Below are 17,214 nucleotides of genomic sequence, written 5' to 3'. Positions count from 1 at the left end.
GGCTCCCAGATCAGTCTCTCTCAAGAAGAAAGAACGTTGTCGGACCTGACGCCGCATCGTTGGAAAGACGGAAGCCGGCTGGCGTTATCACTTGGCCGGCGGCCGTCGAGGCGATGCCGTTCAGCGTGACCGGCGTCAGCCGCCATTCGCCTTTGGCAAGCGTCAGCGACAGATCGACATAACCCTTGCGGATCAAAACCGGCAGCTGACCGAAATCGGCTATCACTTTGTCCTCGTCGTCGCGGAACTTCATGCCGGTATTGTGCGCGTCGGTAGCGTAGATGACGAGAAGCCTGTGGCTTTGTACAATGCTTTCGGCATCGTCCAGCACGGAAACCGCCAGCATCCCATTGCCGTCCGATGCCTCGACGCGAACGCTGCCCAGGTTAACGGGCTCCCGCAGCGTCGAAAACGCCACCGCTTCGGTCTTTGGCGTGGACACCCGCAATTGACCGCGGAGGCGGTCAAGAAGCAGTTCGCCGGTATCGCTTTCATAAAGCCCGGTTTTCAGGTCGGTCTGGTTGTCCGTCGCCAAAAGTCCGGCGGCCTTGGCGGCATCGAGGATGGTCTGGGGATCGACGGACGATCGCGGCTGACCGACGCTCAAGCTGCCCGTTGCCGCCTTCGTCATGCCGATCGCACCGACAAGGCCAAGCTCGGTGAGCTGTTCGGGTTCGCGTGCCTGCATGTCGTCGGTGAGATCCTGCTCACCCCGCACAAGAAACGGGATCGTCAATTTCGACGTTGCGACATCGCCGCGCCGGAACAGAAGGGCTGCCAGCGTCTCGCCGGCGCGCGCCACCGGATCAAGTGCGATGGCATAGGGAAGCATGCCCTTCTTGTGGGGATAGGGCTCGCCGTACTTCAGGATGATCGGGCCGTGCGCGTGGCGGCAGAGCACGTCCCAGCCCTGTTGAGCGGCATAGGCAGGCATGACAAGTCCGGCCTCGTAGCGATAGCGGTTCCAGAAGAGATGATCATATTCGCTGACGACGAAAGGCTTGCCGAGCCAGCGGGCGGCGGCGATCAGGCGCATGTAGCCGGCGCCGTCATCGAGCGAGCTTTTCTGCGTCATGGTCGCGCCGGGCGAATAGCTGCCGACCCAATCCTGATAGGTATTCATCGTGATGACGGGCAGAGCTTCGCGGCTCAGTGTCGTCTGGAGTGTTGGCCAGTTGTTGAAATTGCTGATCTCTCCCCGGTAACCAAGGCCGCGCAGGGCGTCCGTCATCCGGGCGGTGGTGCTCGTTTCAACGGATACGAAAAAGGCCTGCAGGTCCTTGAGACGCGGCGAATCCTCGTAACGGGATTTGGGTAACGCGATCGAGGCGTCTTCCAGCCGTTCGTCTGATTTCAGGTCAGGCCACGCTTTTGAAAGCGCATCAGACGAGCCATAGCGCTGTTTCAGCCAGGCATTGAAGGGGAGTTTCAATCGGTCATCGTAATGGGGTTTGCCCTCCCGCTCCCGCACGATGCTATCGAACTCGATATTGTTCTCGTTGACGAGGATGACCAGCGCCAGCGCGCTGTCGTCGATCGGTGCGGTGCCGGTATACGGGTTGACCAGCGTCAGGAAGCGGCGCTGGAATTCCAGCCAGTGGTCAAAGGCCTTGCCGTCGAAATACAGCGCAAGCTTGAGGTCGCTCGACGGCTCCCAGCGGTCGTCATAGCCGCCATAAGCGCCGCGCCAGGAGGACAAGCCGTCCATGATCCAGTAGATGCCGTTACGCTTCAGGGCGGCCAGCAGGTAGTGGACGCGGTCAAGAGTTTCGGGATCGAAATCGAAATCACGGTTGCGGCCAAACATCAGGCTGGCATCGACAAAATGCAGCCGGGCGATGTTGTATCCGTGTTTGGCAAGCTGTGCAGCATAGAGATCGGCATCGGCATGGTTCGGAAAACCACCGGAGGCGGGGCTCCAGGCAAGCGACGCGCAGAGCAGTTTTACGGGTTTATCCGGCGCTTTGGCGCGGACAAGATTGCCCTGTTTTCCGGTTAGAAGCCGGCTGCCGTCTTCTATGGGCGGGTTGGGCAGGATGGACGAGAAGTCGAGAGGACTTTGGTTGCCGAGCACCATCGAGGTTTCGCGCACTGGTAGCCATTCGTCGGACGCGAGGACCGGCAATGGAGCTGCCAGCAGGGCAGCGACTGCCCAACGGCCCCAAAGCTTCATTGGGCGGCTCCGATCGTCCGGCTTTCGATCCAGGACTGCGGCGGCAGGCGGCGGCGGACAAACCCGGCCGGCACGGCGGCGGCGTGAAAGCACCAGGCGACGACCGTGTAGAGGCCCATGGCAAAGCCGCCCTTCTTGACGCTGAGCAGCAGAACGATCGCGGCTGCCAGCGCGATCACCATTGCCAGACCTGACAGCAAGCCCGGGGCCGCGAACAGGATGACGATCGACAGAGCCCACCAGCAATAGACAGCTGCCCAGAGTTTCAGTTCCGGCAATTCGGTGATCAATCGGCCGAAATAGGGCTTGCCGATCGACGCGCGCAGCAGTTCGCCGGTGCCATAGAGATACTTGCTGTTCCAGCGCCGGACCAGAAGCCGGTAGGAGTTCGACGTATGCCCGAAATGGCTGACGAAGCGGCGGTCGAGGCGATGAAGCCGCCAACCCAGGCTGCGCAACCGAACGCCGAGATCGAACTCCTCGTAGCCGTGCAGATTGCGATCGGAAATATAACCGGCCTTCTCGATGGCGCTGCGGCGGTAAAGCCCGCCGCCATTCATCCGGTCAATGTCCCCGACACGGTTCTCCGGCGCGTTGCGCTGCACCCGGCGCGCATATTCGAGATTGGCGGTCTGCATTTCTTCCACATGGCCGGTGACGCCGGCAACATCCGGATTGCCGGCAAGGAAGCGCAGCGCGTCGGGCAGGAAATCCGGATCGAGGATCATGTCGCCGTCGAGCAGGCAGACATGATCGAAGGTGGAATACTGGAAGCCGAGTTGCGGACCTATGCCGCAACTGGCTTGCGCCGGCGGTGCGATCTGCACGACGGTGACCGGGTAGCCGGAGGCGATCTCAACGGTACGATCCTTAGAGCCGCTGTCGGCGATGATCACCTCCCCGACACCTCCGGGCAGCGCTGCAAGCGCGCTTTCGATGGTTGCGGCGATGCGCTTTTCTTCATTCAAGGTTTTGATGATGATGGATACGCCCACAATGACATCCCCGTTTGCATGAAGCACCCCCGGCGCGTTGTCGGACAGGACCGTGAATAGCTGATGGTATCGCCGATGATTTGAAATTTGGTTGATGCCAGATGGACCGCTGCCGTCAGGGAGCCCGCTTGCGAAGGACGGATCGATACACGTGCGCCGTTCGCTCGGTGATCCTTTTCCAGCTGTAGTCCGTCTGGATCTGGCTTGTCAGCTGGTCCGTCCCGTCTTCGTCAAATGGACTGGACAATTTGCGCGTAAGAGCTGCAGCAAGCGCATCGACATCGCCCATGGGAAAGTAGTCGTTGGGGGCGAGCTTGAGTTCTCTGTTAGCAACGATATCGCTGGCAAGAACCGGCAATCCGTAACTGAGGGCTTCCAAAAGCGCGATCGGCATGCCTTCGTGGCTTGACGGAAGCACGAACAGCGCGGCGTTGCTGTAGAGTTCGGCAAGAGCGGCCCCGGTCTGAAAGCCCGTCATGACCACCGAAGGCGTTTTGGCTGCCAGAGCCTTCACATGGGCTGAATACTCGCTCTCGTGATCTGCACCGCCGACGATCACCAGTTTTTCGGGCCGGTTGGCTTTGGCAAAGGCGAGGATCAGATCGTGCTGGCGCTTTTCTGGAACAAGGCGGGCCATCATGACGATGTATCGGCTCGGCGTCAGGCCGAAACTCTTGAGGGTTTCAGTGGAGGTGGTTTTCGGTTGCACCGATACGCCGTTCGGGACGAAATCGACGGCTACACCATACTCTTCCCGCATGGCGCGAACGATCTCCTGCGAGATCGCAATGCGCCCGTTGGAGGCATACATCCCGAATGCTTCACCCGTCTTGAGCATGCGCTTGGCAAACCAGCCCCATTTCTGGCGCTCGTAATCGTAGCCGTGATGGGTGATGATGACCTTGAGGCCGAAAAGACGGGCCAGCGGCGCAACCAGAGCCGGGCCAACGGCGTGGATATGCAGAACATCGGGCCTTTGACGCGCCGCCAGGAAAACGCCCGCGATGCTATGCCCGATGGCCTCCAGCACCATCCTCTTCGGCGCCCATAGGGGAATGACCCGAATCCCGTTCCAGACACTTTCCAAAGCGTTGGGCAGATATTGACGCCGGCCGATAACATCGACGTCCCAACCCATCTGGACGAGTTCGGTCCCGATCATCTCGATATGCTTTTCGACACCACCCTGGACATTGGGGATACCGCGGCTGCCCAGCATCATGACCCTGGGGCGCGCAGCGGCTTTCTTATATGGTTCAGTGGATTCAAAAAGAGAGGTTTCGCTCAGGGGAGGAACAGGCACAACCGTGATGCGCTGCGCAGCGCTCGCGATTGTCGACGGCATCTCCACAGGTGCATCTCCAGCAGCGTGTCGCTCACCTTCGGTGATATGGCGCAGACTGTTTTCGGCTTCCGTTTGTTCAGGTCGAGAGGTTGCCGTCCTGGAAACGCGCGGCTCGTTGCTCATAGTTCCACATCCCTGGTTCCTTGGGATATGGTTAGCGGCGAACGGCTGAAATCGAGGAAATATAACCGTTAAAATTGTAGAGACTGGCTGAAATTATGAGTTGCAGGCACAAAACGTGTATCAATTTGATTGTGTGATCGAGCCTGCGCGTATCGGCAGGGACGCGCCGAGGCTGCTGTAAAGTTCCGTTGTGCGCCGCAGATAGGCGGAAGAGGAGAAGTCGACGGCGATCCATTGCCGTGCCTTCCGGCCCATTTCGCGCCGCTCTTCGGGTGAGCGTGAATCCATCGCAGCGAGTGCTGCCGCCAGATCCTGTGTATTTCCCGGCATGGCCATCAGGCCGGTTTCGCCTTCAAGGATCATTTCGGGAATTCCGCCGATGTTGGCGCCAATGACCGGAGTTTCCAGTGCATAGGCTTCGAGCACGCTGATCGGCGCATTCTCGTACCACTCTGATGGCAGCACCAGAGCCTTCGCCTCGCCGATCAGCCGATGGAGCGCCGGCCCGGATAGATAACCGGCAAACACCACATCTGCTTCGAGCGCCTGTGCCAGCGCTTTCAGCGCAGCTTCCTCCGGCCCCGTTCCCGCGATCACCAGCTTCTGCTTCGATAGGGCTACGGCGCGGATCAGGGTGTCGATCCCTTTTTCAGGTGCAAGCCGCCCCGCGAAAGCGAAATAGTCGCCCTCGGTCCAATCGATATCGAAGGCGTCGATATCGACGAAATTCGGAATGTAGACCATCTTCTCGCGTGGCCAGCCCCACTCGACAAGCTTGTCGATGTAGAACCGGCTGGGGACGACGAGGCGGTCGAGATTGTTGCGGTACAGGCCAAGGCTGCGATGCAGTGCGGTCTCGGCCAGAACGACGGTGCTGAGCACCGTCGATCCCTTGATGCAGCGGTGCACCAGCACATTATGGATGCGGCCACCCTTGCAGTCCTCGCAGACCTTGGCATCCCGCAGCATCTTGTAGGAGGGACAGGCGAGCTTGAGGTCGTGAACGGTCATTACCGTGGGGATTCCCGCCGATTTCAACGTCGAAAAGATCGCCGGCGACAGGTGATGGTAGACGTTGTGCGCGTGGGCGATCGCCGGATTGACGCGCTCGATCAACCGCTCGATATTGCGCTGCGCCTCGAAGGAATAGATGATTTTCGCGACCTGCTTGATCTTGTTCAGCGTGCCGGTTTCATGGCCGTACTCGATCTCCGAAACGAAATAGTCGGACCATGGGCTGGGCGGGTTCAACTCATGTTGCATGGCGAAGGGAACGACGTCCCATCCCGCCTTTTCGAACATGGCGATGTGATCGAGAAACACGGCTTCGGCACCACCCCTGCGGTAGAAGTAGTTGTTGATCTTCAGCAATGTCGTCTTGCCGATTGCCTGGTTGACGATGGTCAAGGGTGGGCCTCCTTCCAGCCGAAGCGATCCAGCGCCTCGCAAACGGGGAGAATATCGCATTGGCGTTCGCGGGCGTGCGAAACCAGCCGCTCCAGTGTTTCCGGCCGGCAGCCGTAGGGTGTCGGGGTGGCGGCGATATCGTGGGTGAAGAAGATCAGCCAGCCCGGACTGGCTGCGACATCGTCGATCCACCGCGTCAGACCCAAAGCATGGTCCTCGGGCTGGCGGATTTCGACGGCTTTCAGCATGAAGGGATCGACCGTATCCCGGTTGATGGCTTCGCCGGCCGCCCGGCATGTCATGTAGCGTTGTTTCAGAACGTGCCGAAGCCGTGGGGTGGCGGCATTGTACGGGAAGGCGAAATTATTCGGCCGGCGAGAAATTCCGGCATCGGTCACGAACGCTTCATTGCGGTCGAGATCCCCGGCAAATGTCCTGCTGCTCAGGGTGCCGACCTTGCGGTGGGAAAACGTATGGCAGCCGATCTCGTGGCCGCGTGCAAACAATTCACGGCAGCCGTCAGCCGAAATCAACCGGCGATCCGGTTCTATCCGCCCTTCCAGTCCGCCGGCGATGTAGAACGTGCCGCGCGCGCCATACCGTTCCAGAATGGCCGCGCCGTTGGTCAAGGCCGTATCGGGAACGTCGTCGAAGGTGAAGGAAATGATCGGGCGCTCTGTCGCGATTGGCCGTCGTGTCCTTGCAAATTGCCAGATCAGCCGGTTGTTCAGCCGGTCGGCGATATTGGCGATCGTGTTGAAAATGTCAGACATGGGCCGCCAGCCTTTCCGCAGGAGCCAAGTGTTGCCCGGTGAGTACCGCCGACGACTGGAAACGCAGGCCATACAGGCAATAAAGGAAGGTGAACCAGAGCAGATTGCCGCCCTCGAAGAACAGGCTTTCGAGACCGGCATTGAAAATGACGTAAAGCCAGACGCGGATGAAAAGCCGCGTCAGATCGGAATGTTCGATTGCCGCAGGTAAGCGCGAAATGTCGCGCAACGGCAGGAAGAGAACCCAGAGCAGGGTCATGAAGAGACCGGGGATGCCTGTCATCAGCGCGATGTCGAGGTAGGAATTATGCCCGTTGGCCGCAGTGACCGCCCAGGTTTCGACGGTGCCCCCGCTATAGACCAGTTCCTGCGTCTGCCAGAATGCCTTGATGCCATAGCCGGTGATCGGATTTTCTGCCAGCGCCGTGAAGGCGAAACGCCAGATGTCGGCCCGGTTGGTGAACGTCGCGTCGATGCCGAGCGAGGTGATGAACTCGCCGAGCGGCCGGAACACCGCCGAGCCGACGGCGAACAGATTGAACAGCGCGACGCCGCCGACGGCGATGGGAATGCGCAGAAACCGTACACGCTCGAATACAAAGGCAAGGATCAGGATGCCGGGCAGCATGGCGCTGGAGGTCTTCCCCCCCGTGTGAACGAGAAAGAGGACGGAAAGCACAACGATGGCGATCCCCGCCACCCGCGACCAGGCATTCATGACGAAAAGGCCGAAGAAGGCGGCGATCACCATGGCGGCGGCGGCGCTGTTCTTGTGCGGAAAATGACCGCGCCACATGCCGGCATTCATCGGTTCACGCAATTCCGACAGCTGGTGGATCGAGAGCTCCGGTTTGAAGATGATGCCGTAATAGGCGGTTGCCAACGTGATCAGCGTGCCGATCGCCAGCAGCTTGGCGAATTGTTTCTCAGAGGCCGGCATCAACAGGTAGATACTGGCATTGATGGTCGCCATGACGGTGAGGATGACCGCCTTGATGCCGAGCATCGGATGGTTGGACATCAGCGAAACGAACAGGAACCAGCCGAACATCGGCAAAAGCAGGGCGCGGGGCTGCAGGATCGTCGCGCGCAACGGGTGGAGCAGGCCGTAGCACAGCGTGCCGGCAAACAGGCTGAGCGATACGATCTGATTCAGACGGTTGGAATTGCCGGCGGACGGGTCGAGAATGCCTTCGCCGGTAAGATCGACGAACGGCGTCATGGAAATCCAGAAGAACAGGAAGATCGCCATGAACAAGGCCGGACCAGCGCTGATACCGGCGGTCCCCATACCGGCGGCTTCCGGCAGCGCATGATTGTCCGGCGACGTGATCTTCATGTCAGCCCGTGCGCGGCCGGTATTGGCGCAAAGCCCGCAGAATGCCGAACAACAGGGCAAGTCCGATGCCGATTGCGATCCCGGCGAACGCGCCGACGGCAAGCAGTATCAGGGTGCGCGGTGGCCAGCTGCGCGATTGCGGCGGCATTGCACGGGAAATGACCCGGATATTGGACGTGTTGATCTGCTGCTGTTCGGTAATCTGTTGGGCACGGGTCAGGTGCGTTTCATAGAGGGCTGCCTTGGCGCGCGCGTCGCGTTCCAGATCGCGCAGCTCGACCTGCGAGTCGTTGTCCATGTAGACGGTCGTCTGCTGTTCGTTGGCCTTGCCTTGCAGGGCAGAGAGCGCCGATTTTGCCTGGTTCATGTCTCCGAATGCCGCATCGGCGATCCGCCGGGCTTCATTGTTGATCGATGTCTTCAATGTCGATAGATCGGAAAGGGCGGCGGTGATCCGCGGGTGGCGGGTGCCATAGGTCAGCTTCAGGGAATTGAGCTGCAACAGAGCCTGGTCGTAATCCTGCCGCAACGCCGTCATTGCGGGCGACGCGAAAACAGACGCTGTGCCGGTCCGGCCGGTGGAAATCGCTTCCTGCATCTGCTTGTATCGTGTCTCCAGCTCGATATAGCGTTGTTGTGCTGTCAGCACCTGCGTGTTCAACTCGGCAACCAGCTGTGTGCTGACCAGCTCGCCTTTGGATGATTGCAGCCCCTTCCGGCGCTTGAACTCCTCCACCTTTGCTTCGGCGTTGGTGACGCTGCGGCGAAGCTCGTCGAGACGATCGTTGAGCGTCGTTGCCACCCTGCCTGCACTTTGCGCGGCGGACTCGAAGATTTCCGTTTCGAATGCATCGACGATCGCGTCGGACAAGGTCACCGATTTTGCGGGACTATCGGTATAGACGCCAAGAGAGACGACGAACGAACGCTCTTCGCGCCGCGCTTCGACCCGCTCGGCCAAAGCGCGGGTGGCGCCTTGCATCTTTGCCTGCTGGGTCTCGTCCTTCGAGGCGCTCGAAATGAGCTGCTTGATGCCATCGAACATGCCCGGCTTTACGAACTCCGGGTCCTGCGTCAGGTTCATGCTGTCAATAACGCGGGTCAGGACATTGCGTGACGTGAGGATTCGCAGCTTGCTTTCGACTTCGAGCAGTTGCGAATCGCGCAGCGGGCTTGAGCCGAACACGTCGTCGTTGACCACCTGAAGATTGGACGGATCGATGACGAGGTCGGTGTAGACAGTGTAACGCGGCTGGGCGACCATCGCGTAGATCAGGGCGGCAGCGATGCACAGCACCGTTGCGCCGACAATCCAGAGCAGGCCATCCTTCAGCCACAGGAAAACGTCATCGGGACCGATGGCGCGAAGGGCTGCAACATAGCCCATGATCTGCCCTTTGACGGGCATTGACGGCGTATTGATTTGCTCGGCGATTGCCGCCTGCTGCCGGTTCGGCGAAAACGTTGCGCGGGCCGTCTCGGTGGCCGTGAAGGCCTGATGAGCGGGGCGGAAATCGTCTTCGTCGTCGGAGACCAAGTCAAGCAAAGAGCCGGGACGCGGGCGCGCAACCGTTTCCGGGCGCTTCATCGCTTGCCGCAGATCCGGCTCCTTCGGCGTATACATCCGTTCTGTCTCCGCAGCATGCTTCAAGCCCGTACAGACTATCGCCGTGCTCTTGGTGAACATCATGAATAGCCGCTTATGGTAAACCGGGCGTTAAAATGCCGGGTAGCAGCACTCGCATACGGGGTAGTCGGTCTAGAAATCGTGAAGCAGCCGGCTCCAGCTTTCCGAGGCAAGACCGCCGGCGTAGAACCCGTCGCCAATGGCTGCCTCCTTCAGGTCGGCATGGCGTGTCACCAGGCAAAAATAGCCGGTATGCTTGTGGATCAGATGACGTTGCCGCAGCACCGCCTGTATCAGGAATGGCTGTGCCATTCCTTGCGCACTTGCATATCCCAGGTTGTCGAGATCGGTGAAAAGCTGGGAGACGACGGCCGCTTCCTGGCGCTCGTGGCAGAACACGTTCATAACCACGGCGTTGCGGCCATCCGCACCAAAATACAGGTAGCAGCCGATGATTTCGCCTTGAGCATTCGTGATGCTGCAGCATTGAAGTTCACCAAGCGAGGTGTTCAGTTTCGCAGCAGCGATCAGCCAATCGAATTCCTCCTTGGAAAAGACCGGATGGACCGAGAAACGCCCCATCATCAACCGAGCCTGTTCCATGAACTGCTGCGGCGAGACCGGTGCGCTCCTGATGCCATCATGCGGAGCCGCAGCGAAGGAGGTTCTTGAGCGGCGAACGAAGCGGTCCACGGCACGTGCAAGTCCCTTCAGCGGCAGCTTGCCGAGCAGCTTGACCTTGCGGCGCGACATGTGGAGCGCTGCTGCCGCCGGGCGGAACGTGCGATGCCATTCCAGACTTTGAACAGGCAGGACAAGGCCACCGCCCGCAACCCAATGGTCGGCGCTGACCGGTGATGCGTTGTCGGAAAAGCAGAAGTCCTGGCGTGCGGCACGCAGCATGCGGGCAAGACGGGCCGCTCCAGCCGCGCCGGACTTTCCCTCGGCCATGAACGCGCAGAGAACCCGGGCGGTCACCGGCCGGCCATGAACGCTGTATTCTATCGGCATGGCCAGAATGGCGCTGTCGATCGCCGATGTTTCGCTGAGATGAACGAGACTGCCGACGTCCGGCGTATAAAGAGGGCTGCCGAAGAAAACCGTTTCGAGATAGCCGGCCAGTTGGCTGTCGGTCTTTTGGTTGTTCTTGCGGAAGGTCCGGGTGAAAAGATCGGCGACAATGGGCAGGTCCGATCGCTCCATGGCGCGAACTGTGCCTGTATGGGCCTTGGTTTTTCCTTCCCCGGCAGGTGTGCCGGAGAGTTCGGGGGGGTGTTCCAGTGCGTTTTCCGCAGCGGGGGCCATATCACACTCTTCATATCCGGCTCTGTAGGACAATTATGTATGGGATGCCGGTCAATACTCTCTAAGCGACTTAAAGCGCATTCATGTAAGCGCTGCTGCAGCAACACCTTTTGCTTCGTCCTGCTTCGCGTACCGGAAGAAGACCACCCAGGCGACCGCCACCATTGCGATCTCGATGACGTAGAATGAAACGACTGTTCCCATCGGCGGGGCGTACCAGGTTGCCCAGGCAGCCAAGGCCGCGCCGAGAATACTGCCAAGACCCATGACGCCGGCGCGCGCGGCGTGATAGCCGGCAGCACCCAGAGCTTCCACGGCGATCGACCACATGCCGAGCGGCACGACGACCCAGCAAAGACTGCGCACGAAGGACACGAGCGTCAGATATTCGTGGCCGAACAGGAAGGGTAGCAAGGGTGCCAGCAGGAACACGGTCGTAGCCGCTACCAGACTGATGCCGGTTGCGGCAAAGAGCACCCTGCGGATGCGGTCCATCGCCTTATGAAGGCCCATGGCGGCAGCCCGCGCCGAGCCCGGATACATCAGCCGGTTCAAGGCCTCGACGGAAAGATAGCTGCTCTCCAAAATTCGTCGGGCGACGCTGTAACTCGCAACGATCTCGGCTGTCGTCACGAGGCTGAGCGTCAGGAGGTCGGCATTCTGGCGGATGGCGCGTAGGATGAAGGGGATGCTGAAATACATGCCGAGCGGCAGTTCCTCCCTGACGATCTCGTATTTTGGGCGCCCCAGTTTTGCCAATGCCCGGATGCAGAAGGCCGCGACCACGACATGGCAGGCAAACTGCCAAATAGCCCATTCCGCAACCGTCGAGACGCCAAATGCCAGGCAGGCAAGCGCTGCGGCAACGGTGCGCGCCATGGCGAAGCCGACCACGGTCATATTGGCAGAGGCGAAATTGGAATGGCCTATGAAGATCTGCTCGGTCAGGACAATAATGCGCAAGAAAATGATGTTGGTGATCAGCATCAGCGTCATATCGAGGAGATTGAGCGATGGATCGGGTGAGAGCGCGAAGAAAAACGGTAATATGGCCACGCCGAGCAATACCAGGGCCACGCCGCTGATGGCCGTCAGGATGATGTTATGGCCGAGCATGACCGGATACATCGAGGGATCGCGTGCGACGCGCCTGACCAGGCACTCCATGCCGCCAAGGCCGCAGAGATGAACGGCAATATTGCAAACTGCGGTAACGGCGACGAAGACGCTGAACTCGTTGACACCGAGTGATCGGGCCAGAATAGCGAAGGTGAGCAGTTGGGCAGCAGAACTCAAGATGAGGCTGCCGCCGGAGGCCATGTAGGACATGACCATCGACAGCAGCGTTCGCTGCTTGGGCGCATGAAAAGCGTCCGCTGTCACCGTTGGTTCTCTCCTCTTGCAGGCAATGCGGTTCCGGTTAGTTGCGGTAACAACCACGGCGAAACCGGCGAAACCTCAAAGTTGCAGGTGTGTCTGTTTCATTTGATTTCTGGTTGTCCCACAATACGTTCAATCGCTGCAAAGGTCGTTAATTTCACCGCGATCCGGTCTTTGCGGCATCAGAGAATTCATATTGAGGTTAACGCTTGCCATTGCCGTATTGATTTCAGTTTATGTTTACTTCGCTACGCTATTGCTTGCAGTAGGTTTTGGCGATTGCAGGTTGGGGTTGCGCTGGTGATGGACAAAGCACGTTTTGAGAACCGGATCGGAACGCCGCTGCACCGTTTCATGGGGGTCGATCTTGAACTGGCTCCCGACGTGCTCGTCCCAAGAGAAGAAACCGAGCTTTTGGGCCGCACGTCGCTCGGGTTGATCGAAGGACGGGTCGAAAATCCGCTGGTCATCGACATGTGCTGCGGCTCCGGCAATCTGGCGCTGGCCATCGCCACGCACATCCCGGAAGCCCGGCTCTGGGCATGCGATCTGACGGACGAGACTGTGAGCCTTGCAACGCGAAACGCCATGCGTTGCGGATTTTCCGATCGTGTGAGCGTGATCCAGGGCGACCTGTTCGGTGGACTTTCGGACAAGGATCTCGAGGGCAAGATCGATCTGATCGTCTGCAATCCTCCCTATATCTCCAGCCAACGCCTGGAAGGCGACAGCGCCCATCTGCTCGACAGCGAGCCGCGCGAGGCTTTTGATGGTGGCCCCTATGGTATTTCAATCCACCAGCGTCTCGTTCGAGATGCGCTCGCATTCCTGAAACCGGGTGGGTGGCTTGCGTTCGAGTTCGGTGAGGGGCAGCACCGGCAAGCTGCGGCCCTTCTCGCCCGAGCACGGGGGTATGAGCCTGCGGCCTTTGCGGAAGATGCGGCTGGGCTTCCACGCGTCGCCTATGTTCAGAAACGGTCCGAAGCCTAACCCGTCTGCACCAAGCCTGCCCGAAAAACCTGTTGCCGGAACCCGAAAAGCCGATGAGTGAAATCCGCGCGTTGCAAAGCTCCGATATCCCGGCCTTGGCGGGGATGTTCCAACGTGTCTTTCGCGACTCAAAAGCTCCAGCCAGCAAGGGGCTGGCAGACTATCTCCAGTCTTTCTATCTCGATGCGCCCGGTCAGGACATCGGTATCGCATCGCTTGTTCATTTGAATGACGGCGGCGAGATGACCGGTTTCGTCGGCGTCACCGGATTGCCGATGACATTCGAAGGCCGTCAATTGCGGGCAGCGATTTGCGGTTCGCTGATGGTCGAGGGCCGGGAGGCTGATCCGCTGGCGGGCGCGCGGTTGCTCAAAGCATTTCTCGCCGGCCCACAGGACCTGTCGTTCAGCGAGACGGCGAGCGAGGTGTCGGCCTCGATGTGGATGAAGCTGCGCGGGCTGGCTATGCCGCAATACAGTCTCGACTGGCTTCGCATCATCCGGCCGGCCGGATTTTTTGCCGAGCTCGGCGCAAGCCGCATCGGCGCTGCGCGTTTTTTGCGGCCGGTGGCGCGCAAGACCGATGATATCCTGCTCCGGCGCATGGGCGCCGATGACCTGCGATGGTCCGGCATTCCGGCGGCATGGAATGGGCAGGGGAGCTTCAAGACGAGTGACGTGTCTGTCGAAGAGTTTGCCGCACTTTTTAGCCGGCTGACGGCGCGATACCGGCTCCGGCCTGATTTTCCAGGTGATCAGTTGGCCTATATCTTGGGGGATGCAAAGTACGCGAGGTCGGAAGGCGAGGCCGTGTTCTGCAAGGTTGAGGCGCGGACCGGTGCCGTCGTCGGTGCCTTCGTCTATCATGGCAATGCGGGCCGCATCGGGCGGGTCCTGCAGATCCTGTCGATCCCCGGCCAGGAACGCCAGGTCATCGATTGCCTGATCGCGCATGCCGCAGCGCGGGGACTTGTTGCGTTGCGCGGCCGCACCCAGCCGGCGCTTCTCGAAGCCATGCTCGGCCGGCGCATCTCCTTTACCCACATCGCCTCAAGCGTCATCCACAGTAAATATCCGGAGATCCTGCAGGCTTTTCAGAATGGCGAAGGGTTCTTCAATGGGCTGGCCGGTGAACACTGGAGCCGGTTAGCGGCAGGCGATATCGATTGACGCGGCCGCCGCCTTCCAAAACCCCATGTCTCACTTCGGTGCGATTTCACTGACTGGTTCGACCAGCTGCGGCGCAAGATGCAGGTAGCGCGTCGCCTTGCGCTTGGCGGCGATATCGGCCCAGACGCGTGTCATTTGGTCTGCGGTCAACCCGGCGGCGGCGGCAACGGTTTCTGCGGGCAGATTGTTGTTGAGGCCGTAGAGGCAGAGATCCATCCGGTCGTAGGGCAGGGAGAAGTAGAACTCCTCCTGCGTCTGCTGCAGTGAATAGGTATCGGTCGTCGGCGGGCGCTTGCAGATTTCCTCCGGCACGCCAAGGTAAGCGGCCAGCTGATAGACCTGGGTCTTGTAGAGGTGGGCGATCGGCTTGACGTCGGCAGCACCATCGCCGTTCTTGACGAAAAAGCCCTGATCGTATTCCAGCCGGTTCGGCGTGCCGATGACGGCGAAGTTCAGCCGGTCGGCATGGAAATATTCGAGCTGCTTGCGGGTACGCTGCTTCATGTTGGTGGCCGCGACGATGCCGAGATAAACCGATGGCGTCATGCGCAGCTTTGTCTGCTTGCCATCCGGGTCCTGCACGACGAGGTAGGAAATGTTGTAGCCATCGCCTTCCAGCGCATTGGAAATGACGATTTTCGAGGCCCAGGCGCTTGTGTAGTCCGGAACCAGTTCGCGGATGAAGGCGTCGCGGCGATCGTAGCAGCCCATGGCTTGCAGCGACGGGCCGATCTCCTCGACGACGCTGTCGATGCCGAAGGTTTCGGTGATGGTGCGGCCGAGGCGCAAGCTCTCGGGATCGGAATCGTTTTCCGGCATGAACAACGCGTAGACGTTCTTTGCACCGACCGCGCGGGCGGCAAGGGCTGCGCAGACGCTACTGTCGATGCCGCCGGAAAGCCCGAGAACGAGACCGCGCTTGCGCAGCGGACCGCGCAGTTGCTCACGCAGTGCTGCGACGATCTTGTCGGTTTCCTTGGCCGGATCGAGTGCCAGCGTTGCTGCCGAGAATGCGGCTGGTGTATCGGCTTTGTGCATGTTCATTCGGCAGCCTCCAGTGTTTCTGCGGCGAGCCTGCGGCTGACCTTGCCGGTATCCGTCTTCGGCAGTTCAGCGCGAAACTCGATGAGACGCGGAACCATGAAGTCTTCCAAATGGCCGGTGCAATGCTTGATGATCTCGCGCTCCGTCAGAGCAGGATCGGAGAGAACGACGATGGCGGCGATTGCCTGGCCAAGGACAGGATCGGGCAGGCCGATGACGACCGCCTCGGCAATGCCGGGATGGGCGTGCAGCACCGTCTCGACTTCCTTCGGCGCGACTTTTTCACCACGGGTCTTGATGATGTCGTCCTTGCGGCCGACGAAATAGAGGAACCCTTCCTCGTCGGTGCGGAAGAGGTCACCGGTGTAGAGTACCTTTTCCCAGGGGTTGGGGCCGGGGCGCAGCATCTTGTTGGTCGCCTCGTCGTTGCGCCAGTAACCCTGCATCACATGCGGGCCACGGATCACCAGTTCGCCAGGGACGCCGGGCGCCACGCGCCGGCCGTTGTCGTCGACCACGAAGGCTTCGGTATTGGGGATGGCGATGCCGACGGAGCCGGGGCGGCGATCGAGTTCGGCCGGCGGCAGGTAGGTGCAGCGCTTGCATTCGGTCAGGCCGTACATCGAATAGATCGTCGCGCGCGGGAACAGTTCGCGCAGACGGGCGATATGGGCTGGCGGCAGGGCAGCTGCGGTATTGGTGATGTAGCGCAGGCTCGGCAGGAAATCCGGCTCGAGGTCACGCAGCTGCAGGATCATCGCCGCCATGGTCGGCACCAGCGGAAAGCCGGTAACGTTTTCCTCGCGGATACGGTCGAAGATCGCCTGCGGGAAGGCAAAGGAGGCTTCCAGAACGATGGTCGCGCCGAGTTTGACCGACATCAGCAGCTGGTAGAGGCCATAGTCGAACGCCAGCGGCAGAACATTCAGGATGATGTCGTCGGCTGTGTTTTCCAGATAGGTGGTGATCGAGGTTGCGGCGGCCTCGACATTCCGGTGCGTCATCATCACGCCCTTTGGGCGACCGGTCGAGCCAGAGGTATAGATCAAGAGCGCCAGATCGACATCGATGCCGTGGTGATCGACGCCGGTTTCGGCGGCTGCCAGGCAGGTTTCGAAATCGGCAATGCCTTCACCGGGACCAGCCCCTCGGAATTTTGTCGATGCGATGAACAACGGCCTTGGCTCGGTTGCCCTGGCTTCTGAAACGACGGGCAGCAGTTTGCCTTGCGTCAAGATGCCCGCAGCCTCGCAGTTGCTGATCATATAGGCGAGCTTGTCGGCCTTGGTCGACGGATTGACCGGCACGGCGGTGGCCCCGGCCTTCAGGATGGCAAACAGCGAAACCGCTGCTTCCCAGCAATTGTTCATGAAGATGAGGACGCGGTCGCCGCGCAGGATCCCGCCTGCGGCAAGCGACGAGGCCAGCCGGCCGGCAGCCGCGTCGAACTCCGCATAGGTGATGCGCTTTTCGCCGGCCACCAGAGCCGTTTTTGCGCCGTTGATGCGGGCGCTGTTCTGCAGAAACTCTTCGACGCGCATCGT

13 protein-coding genes are annotated in these 17,214 nt (G+C 60.2%); 2 read left to right on the top strand and 11 right to left on the bottom strand.

Annotated features, from left to right (window positions below; all coding sequences use genetic code 11):
• Positions 1-10: 10 nt before the first annotated feature.
• From ACP7E6_RS11550 to ACP7E6_RS11510, 9 genes are all read right to left on the bottom strand, one after another.
• Positions 11-2,173, bottom strand: coding sequence for a glycoside hydrolase (locus ACP7E6_RS11550; RefSeq protein WP_426229904.1), 2,163 nt, complete (start codon positions 2,171-2,173; stop codon positions 11-13).
• Positions 2,170-3,168 carry a glycosyltransferase family 2 protein gene (locus tag ACP7E6_RS11545; RefSeq protein WP_426229903.1) on the bottom strand — a complete coding sequence of 333 codons (999 nt, stop codon included), beginning with the start codon at positions 3,166-3,168 and terminating at the stop codon, positions 2,170-2,172. Before ACP7E6_RS11545 ends, ACP7E6_RS11550 begins: the two co-directional genes overlap by 4 nt.
• Positions 3,169-3,283: 115 nt before the next feature.
• Positions 3,284-4,387: a glycosyltransferase family 4 protein gene (locus tag ACP7E6_RS11540; RefSeq protein ID WP_426229952.1), complete on the bottom strand. Its 1,104-nt coding sequence runs from the start codon at positions 4,385-4,387 to the stop codon at positions 3,284-3,286.
• Positions 4,388-4,756: 369 nt separating this feature from the next.
• Positions 4,757-6,037 (bottom strand): glycosyltransferase family 4 protein, encoded by a 1,281-nt coding sequence (locus tag ACP7E6_RS11535; RefSeq protein ID WP_426229951.1) that lies wholly within the window; start codon positions 6,035-6,037, stop codon positions 4,757-4,759.
• A gap of 2 nt (positions 6,038-6,039) precedes the next feature.
• Positions 6,040-6,816 (bottom strand): polysaccharide deacetylase family protein, encoded by a 777-nt coding sequence (locus ACP7E6_RS11530; RefSeq protein ID WP_426229902.1) that lies wholly within the window; start codon positions 6,814-6,816, stop codon positions 6,040-6,042.
• On the bottom strand, positions 6,809-8,107 hold the full coding sequence (locus ACP7E6_RS11525; protein WP_426229950.1) for an O-antigen ligase family protein: 1,299 nt from the start codon (positions 8,105-8,107) through the stop codon (positions 6,809-6,811). Before ACP7E6_RS11525 ends, ACP7E6_RS11530 begins: the two co-directional genes overlap by 8 nt.
• Positions 8,108-8,156: 49 nt before the next feature.
• Positions 8,157-9,779, bottom strand: coding sequence for a GumC family protein (locus ACP7E6_RS11520; RefSeq protein WP_426229901.1), 1,623 nt, complete (start codon positions 9,777-9,779; stop codon positions 8,157-8,159).
• Positions 9,780-9,914: 135 nt separating this feature from the next.
• A complete protein-coding gene (locus ACP7E6_RS11515) occupies positions 9,915-11,087 on the bottom strand; it encodes a GNAT family N-acetyltransferase (protein ID WP_426229900.1) in 1,173 nt (390 codons plus the stop codon).
• A gap of 81 nt (positions 11,088-11,168) precedes the next feature.
• Complete coding sequence (locus ACP7E6_RS11510; protein WP_426229949.1) at positions 11,169-12,422, bottom strand: lipopolysaccharide biosynthesis protein; 1,254 nt, start codon at positions 12,420-12,422, stop codon at positions 11,169-11,171.
• 348 nt (positions 12,423-12,770) lie between these two features.
• Here ACP7E6_RS11510 and ACP7E6_RS11505 point away from each other — a divergent pair, with 348 nt between their 5' ends.
• Complete coding sequence (locus ACP7E6_RS11505) at positions 12,771-13,457, top strand: N5-glutamine methyltransferase family protein (protein WP_426229948.1); 687 nt, start codon at positions 12,771-12,773, stop codon at positions 13,455-13,457.
• Positions 13,458-13,510: 53 nt separating this feature from the next.
• Complete coding sequence (locus ACP7E6_RS11500; protein ID WP_426229899.1) at positions 13,511-14,626, top strand: hypothetical protein; 1,116 nt, start codon at positions 13,511-13,513, stop codon at positions 14,624-14,626.
• 30 nt (positions 14,627-14,656) lie between these two features.
• Here the strand turns inward: ACP7E6_RS11500 and nadE are convergent, their stop codons facing one another.
• Both nadE and ACP7E6_RS11490 read right to left on the bottom strand, forming a co-directional pair.
• Positions 14,657-15,670, bottom strand: a complete 1,014-nt coding sequence (gene nadE / locus ACP7E6_RS11495; RefSeq protein WP_426229898.1) for an NAD(+) synthase — start codon at positions 15,668-15,670, stop codon at positions 14,657-14,659.
• Positions 15,667-17,211 carry a class I adenylate-forming enzyme family protein gene (locus ACP7E6_RS11490; RefSeq protein ID WP_426229897.1) on the bottom strand — a complete coding sequence of 515 codons (1,545 nt, stop codon included), beginning with the start codon at positions 17,209-17,211 and terminating at the stop codon, positions 15,667-15,669. The genes nadE and ACP7E6_RS11490 overlap by 4 nt, the downstream gene beginning before the upstream one ends.
• Between the last annotated feature and the right edge of the window lie 3 nt (positions 17,212-17,214).

This window comes from Pararhizobium sp. DWP3-4 (genome assembly GCF_049898205.1).
In the GTDB taxonomy this organism is placed as follows: domain Bacteria; phylum Pseudomonadota; class Alphaproteobacteria; order Rhizobiales; family Rhizobiaceae; genus Pararhizobium.
Note: the sequence above shows the minus strand (reverse complement) of the source record. Positions and strands in the feature narration are given on the sequence as shown.